The organism is uncultured Campylobacter sp., assembly GCF_944323605.1.
Classification (GTDB): domain Bacteria; phylum Campylobacterota; class Campylobacteria; order Campylobacterales; family Campylobacteraceae; genus Campylobacter_D.
Genome location: NZ_CALUTC010000028.1, coordinates 1 through 5261 on the forward strand (window position 1 = coordinate 1; position 5261 = coordinate 5261).

Consider the following 5261-nt stretch of genomic DNA (forward strand, 5'->3'; position numbering starts at 1 on the left):
TTGTTAAGTGAATTTTGTAGGGAAAGTAAATTATTTTCTAAAAATGTTAAAGCCCCCCCCCCGTTAGATGATATATTGTCATTGATTAGCATTTTTATTCCTTCTTCTAAGCTTATCTTTGGTTTGTAGTTTGGAAGTTTTTTTAATTCTTTGGAATCTTTTGCACTAATTGGATTAAAAATTTCATTTTCTCTGTAAGGTTTTGCACCCCATTTAATGCTTAGTTTTTTACCGCTTATTTTTTCAAACAAAGAGGCTAGTTCTTTTAGACTATATCTTTTGTTTTCTACTGTATAAATTTGATTATTTATAGCCTTGTTTTGCATGCAAAGCTCTATTAAAGTGTCGTAAGCACGCACCATATCTTTTATATGTGTGTAATCCACCTTTTGCTCTCCGGCACTCATTTTTAAGCTATTTTGTTCTTTTAGCAATTTTATCCATAAATCAAACACAGAACCTCGTCTATCATTTTGCCCATAAGCGTTGTAAAATAACAAGCTCACAAAAATAGTATCATTGCAAACGAAGGAATAGTAATGTTTCATTATGCTATAAAACGCCCTTTTAGTAGCTGCATAAAAATTTGTAGGCTTGTATTCATTTGAATTTGCATACTCAAAAGATGATGAAGTATTTATAAAAAATTTCACAGGTTTTTGACATATAGCCTCTAGTAAAAGGCTTGGAAATTCTATGTTTGCTTTTATAAGTTCTTTAAGCGATGAGTATTCATTTTTGCCACCTAAAACCAATGATGCAGTATGCACTACGCCATCAATCTTTTCATTTTCAAATACTCTTTGTATGCTTTCTATACTTTCATCATATCTATAAATTTTACAAAATTTATCTATCTTTGAAACATCACTACTTTGTCTAACCAAGGCTATGATTTCATACTTTTTATGCAAAGTTAAAACAAAATTTGTGCCTACAAAGCCCGTGGCACCTGTGAGTAGGATTTTCATAAATACTCCTCTATTTCCTTAAATTTAAGCCACTTGTAAAGTGAGTTTATAGCTTCTTCAAAGCTTGTTTCGCACTTAAAGTTAAGCTCTTCATTTAAAAGCTTGGGTGAAAAAACCTCCTCATCAAGCATAACATCACTATATGATAGTTTGCCAAATTCTATAGGCTCTTTTGGAGGATAAAGCTTAGCTATTCTTTCTATGTATTCTTTTAAAGGCCTTGGATTTCCTGAGCCTATCCAGTATTCTCTGTTTTTGTTGCCTTTTTCTCCTATGATTTTAAATGCTTTAACGCAATCTGTAACAAAAATAGCATCAAATCTTTGTTCTCCACTTGTCATCTCTATTTTTTCACCATTTATAATCTTTTGCAAAACAACAAGTAAAAAAGAATCTCTTGAATCATTAGGACCTATGACGTGGGATTTCGTGGCTATGATTAATTCCGTATCTAAGGTCTTTGATATAGCTTTTAAGAAGTCTCTTGTAGCCTTTTTGGCCTGTGCGTATATAACATGTCTGTTATAATGTTTTTCTTTATGATAATCTAGTTCTAAATAAGGAGCCACAAAGGCTTCCTCCATAGTTCCTACATGTATGAATTTTTTACATTTTAGCTCATTTGCTACCTTAAAGGCATTTATAGAATAAAGGACATTTGCGTATTGATCCTCCACTATTAAATCAGATAAGCCATTTTTGCCACCCCAAGCAAAGTGATAAAATACAGAATCTTTAGCCTCCCATTTTAGCTCTTTTAAAAGCTTGGGCAAGCTTTCTATCTCTTTCATATCAAGCTTTAAATAAGTAAGCTTAGGATCTTGTGGTAATCGTAAAGGATTTACTTCTCTTTCATCTCTTTTACCTAATGCCAAAACCTCTACACCATCTCTTAGCAAAAGTCTTGTAAGTGCCGAACCTATGAATCCACCAGCACCACTTATAATAGCTTTTTTCATTTTACAAACTCCTGCATTAGTGCATTAAAATCTTTTTTAAAAGCAAAACCAGTATCTTTTAAAAGTAAAGAAGCATCAAAGCTATCAAGCAAAGATTTATCAAAATTTAACACTCCTTGTTTATAAGCACCGCCTTCTTTTACAAAGTTATAAAAGCTTGAAAGATAATGAGGTAAAGTATCAACCTTGCCTAAGCCTAGATAATAATCAGCCATATGTTTTCCAGTTTTTCCTACTTTATAAAAAGCCTCTATAAGTTCATCAAGAAAAATAATCTCACAAGGTTGGGTATTTTTTACCTGCATTAAATCCCCGCCCTCTTTTATAGCCTTTAAACTCTTTGCCACAAAGCTTACTCCGCTAAGTTTTTTATCTAAGGCTATGGAAAATCTAGTGTTGATAAAGTCTATTTTTTCTAGATAGCTTAAAAGTTGCAATAGCTCTTTATTTGCGAATTTAGCTCCTGCGTAATATAGTGGCGATGAAGAATATAAATTTTCTTGCCATTTATTTGTTTCTATAAAATTTTTAAATATAGCTTCTTCTTGTGAGCCTATGTTTATAAATTTAGCACAAGAAAAAGCTGAAGCAAATTTTAAAGCCTTTGCACTTATGTTTAAATTTTTTAGCTGGTCTTTAAGTTCTCCATTTGTAAGTCTATCAAGTCCGCTCCAAGCAAGATGATAAAATACAGCCTCTTTATACTCATCTTTAAATTTTAACAAGTCTTTAAAAAAGCTATCTAAATCAGGTTTTATGGAAAGGTATTTGAAATTTGAATGCTTTATCTCACACTCTTGTTTTCTGCCTATGCCTAAAACCTTTATATCTTTTTTTAATAAAAACTCACTTAACTTTTTTCCTAGATAGCCCGTGCAACCAAAGATTATGACGTTTTTCATGAAAGCTCCACTCCTTTAAAGCTATTATCTATAAAGGCTGCGTTTTTATCTTTATCGGATAATCCAATAGGTGTTAAACGCCAATCAACATTTATTTTTTTATCAAGTGGATTTATAGATCTATCGTGCTCTGGGCTATAAAATGCAGTTACTGGATATAAGAGTTCAGATTCTTCTGTTAAGGTCTGAAAAGCGTGAGCACAACCTTCTGGTATGTAAAGATATTTGCTATTTTCCTCGTTTAATTCTACACTTACATATTGCAAGAAAGTAGGTGAATTTTTTCTGAGATCTAAAGCTACATCAAAAATAGCACCTTTTATACATCTTATAATTTTTACTTCAGCATAAGGAGGATTTTGATAATGAAAACCTCTAATACAACCTTTTACTAAGGTTTTTGAATGATTGATCTGAACTATGGGTTTGTTAAGTCCTATTTCTTTAAAATCCTCTACACAAAAATATCTTTCATAATACCCCCTAGAGTCTTTTATAGGTTTTGGTTCTATAATATACACACCAGAAATCGCAGTAGGTGTAAAAATAAATCTACTCATTTTACAATCCTTTCATATATCTAAAATTGTAAATCTTTTTATCTTTTTCGTTTAAAACATTTGAAAATTCCTCCCAAGCTGTTGCTATTACTAAAATTTTGCATTTATCTTTAATATTTTGCAAGCTATCCTCGTAAGATATGTTAAAATCATAAGTCTTTTTAAAAATCTCATTTGCCATAGGATCGTAAGCATAAATGTTTCTAAAACCAAGGTCAAGTAGCTTTTTTATCAATGTGGCTGATTTGCTATCTCTTACATCGTCGCTTTGTGCTTTAAAGCTAAGCCCTAAAATGCCTATATTTTCATCTTTTGAAACTTCATTTTGAATTTTATCTACATAAAAATTTAAAATTTCTTCATTTACACTTAAAATATTACTTAAAATTTTAGCTTCATACCCTGCATCTTTTGCCTTTTTATAAAGTGCTAAAGTATCCTTTGGCAGACAGTATCCGCCAAAACCCATACCTGGATATAAATAAGAACTTATACCGGCAGGGTTTCCGCTAAATCTCTTGTCCTTATGTAAAATTTTAAAAGACTGAATAATATTTATATCGCCTATACTGCTTGCTATTATGCTCATCTCGTTTGCATAGCTGATATTTAGACTTAGAGTTGTATTGCTAAGATATTTTATAAATTCTGCAGTATTTAAAGATGTGAAAAACAGTTCAGCATTAAAAGCTTTATACAAAAGCTCTAACTCATTTATAGGTTTGGCATTGTCTGTTCCTATAACAATTCTATCAGGATTCATAAAATCATCATAAGCAAAGCCCTCTCTTAAAAATTCGGGATTGTTTGCCATTCTATAATCCTTTTGTATTTTTAAACCTAAATTTTCTATAAAAGGTATAAAAATATCCTTACAGCTTGACGGAGGCACGGTTGATTTTATGACTAGTATTGGAATTTTATCGCACAAAGATAAATTTTCTACTGTATCTTTTAAAGCTTTAAGCAAGTATGAAAGATCTGCACTTCCATCATCTGACATAGGAGTTCCTATACAATAAAATATTATTTTTGCATTTTTTAAGGCTTCTTTTATATCGCTTGTGATTTTTAGCTTTACTCCTAAAACATCTTTTAATGCACTATCTAAATCTTTTTCATAAAATGGAATTTTTAGCTCATTTAAAGCTTTTGCTTTATTTTCATCTATTTCATATCCAAAGACCTCAAAACCTTTTTTAGCAAAACCAACAGCTGTTGTAAGCCCTACAAAACCAAGACCAAAAACTGCAATTTTCATAGCAAAACTCCATTTTCTTTTTCAAATTTTAGATACTGCAAAAATCTTTTTACACCTTCATCAACTAAAATTGTTGGATTGTAATCTAATTTATTTCTAGCTTTATCTATCACAGGGCAACGTCTGTTTGGATTGTCTGTGAGGTAGTTTTTATCATCAGATTTTTTAAATTTAAGCTCTAAATTTAAACCAAATATATCTTTGGCGTGTTTTATATAGATATTTGCAAGATCTCTTACGCAAAGCTCTGGTTTATCAATGCCTATATTAAAATAATCAAATTTGCTATAAACAAGCACCTTTAAATACCCAGCTATAGCATCTGCTATATAGCAAAATGTTCTCGTTGGAGACCCATCACTTAAAAGTTCTATGTCTTTTGCCTCTAAAACGGACTTGGCAAAATCTGCAGGAACTCTTTTATCGTTTATACTCATTCCGGGTCCGTAGTTATTAAATGGTCTTGCTATGCTTATTGGCATATTAAATTGCAGTGAAAACAAATAACACATAGTTTCACCAAATCTTTTTGCCTCATCATAACAAGCCCTAGGTCCTATGCAAGCTACATTTCCTCTGTATTCTTCATCGGTTGGAATTTTATCACT

At 31.3% G+C, this 5261-nt stretch carries 6 protein-coding genes; all 6 read right to left on the bottom strand.

What is annotated here, in order from left to right:
* The coding region (locus tag Q0J35_RS08880) for an NAD(P)-dependent oxidoreductase (protein WP_297195616.1) at window positions 1–971 on the bottom strand (971 nt) is incomplete at its 3' end.
* Window positions 968–1930: an NAD(P)-dependent oxidoreductase gene (locus Q0J35_RS08885; protein ID WP_297195618.1), complete on the bottom strand. Its 963-nt coding sequence runs from the start codon at window positions 1928–1930 to the stop codon at window positions 968–970. The genes Q0J35_RS08880 and Q0J35_RS08885, both read right to left, overlap by 4 nt.
* Window positions 1927–2832: an NAD(P)-dependent oxidoreductase gene (locus Q0J35_RS08890; protein WP_297195620.1), complete on the bottom strand. Its 906-nt coding sequence runs from the start codon at window positions 2830–2832 to the stop codon at window positions 1927–1929. The genes Q0J35_RS08885 and Q0J35_RS08890 overlap by 4 nt, the downstream gene beginning before the upstream one ends.
* Window positions 2829–3392 (bottom strand): dTDP-4-dehydrorhamnose 3,5-epimerase, encoded by a 564-nt coding sequence (gene rfbC / locus Q0J35_RS08895; RefSeq protein WP_297195622.1) that lies wholly within the window; start codon window positions 3390–3392, stop codon window positions 2829–2831. The genes Q0J35_RS08890 and rfbC overlap by 4 nt, the downstream gene beginning before the upstream one ends.
* Before the next feature lies 1 nt (window position 3393).
* Window positions 3394–4653: a nucleotide sugar dehydrogenase gene (locus tag Q0J35_RS08900; RefSeq protein ID WP_297195624.1), complete on the bottom strand. Its 1260-nt coding sequence runs from the start codon at window positions 4651–4653 to the stop codon at window positions 3394–3396.
* Window positions 4650–5261, bottom strand: a 612-nt coding sequence (locus tag Q0J35_RS08905) for an NAD-dependent epimerase/dehydratase family protein (protein WP_297195626.1), incomplete at its 5' end; no start/stop codon positions are given. The genes Q0J35_RS08900 and Q0J35_RS08905, both read right to left, overlap by 4 nt.

Excerpts from the sequence above, each read along its gene's own strand:
- Q0J35_RS08885 (WP_297195618.1), bottom strand. The coding sequence starts at position 1,930 with ATGAAAAAAGCTATTATAAGTGGTGCTGGTGGATTCATAGGTTCGGCA.
- Q0J35_RS08890 (WP_297195620.1), bottom strand. The coding sequence starts at position 2,832 with ATGAAAAACGTCATAATCTTTGGTTGCACGGGCTATCTAGGAAAAAAG.
- rfbC (WP_297195622.1), bottom strand. The coding sequence starts at position 3,392 with ATGAGTAGATTTATTTTTACACCTACTGCGATTTCTGGTGTGTATATT.
- Q0J35_RS08900 (WP_297195624.1), bottom strand. The coding sequence starts at position 4,653 with ATGAAAATTGCAGTTTTTGGTCTTGGTTTTGTAGGGCTTACAACAGCT.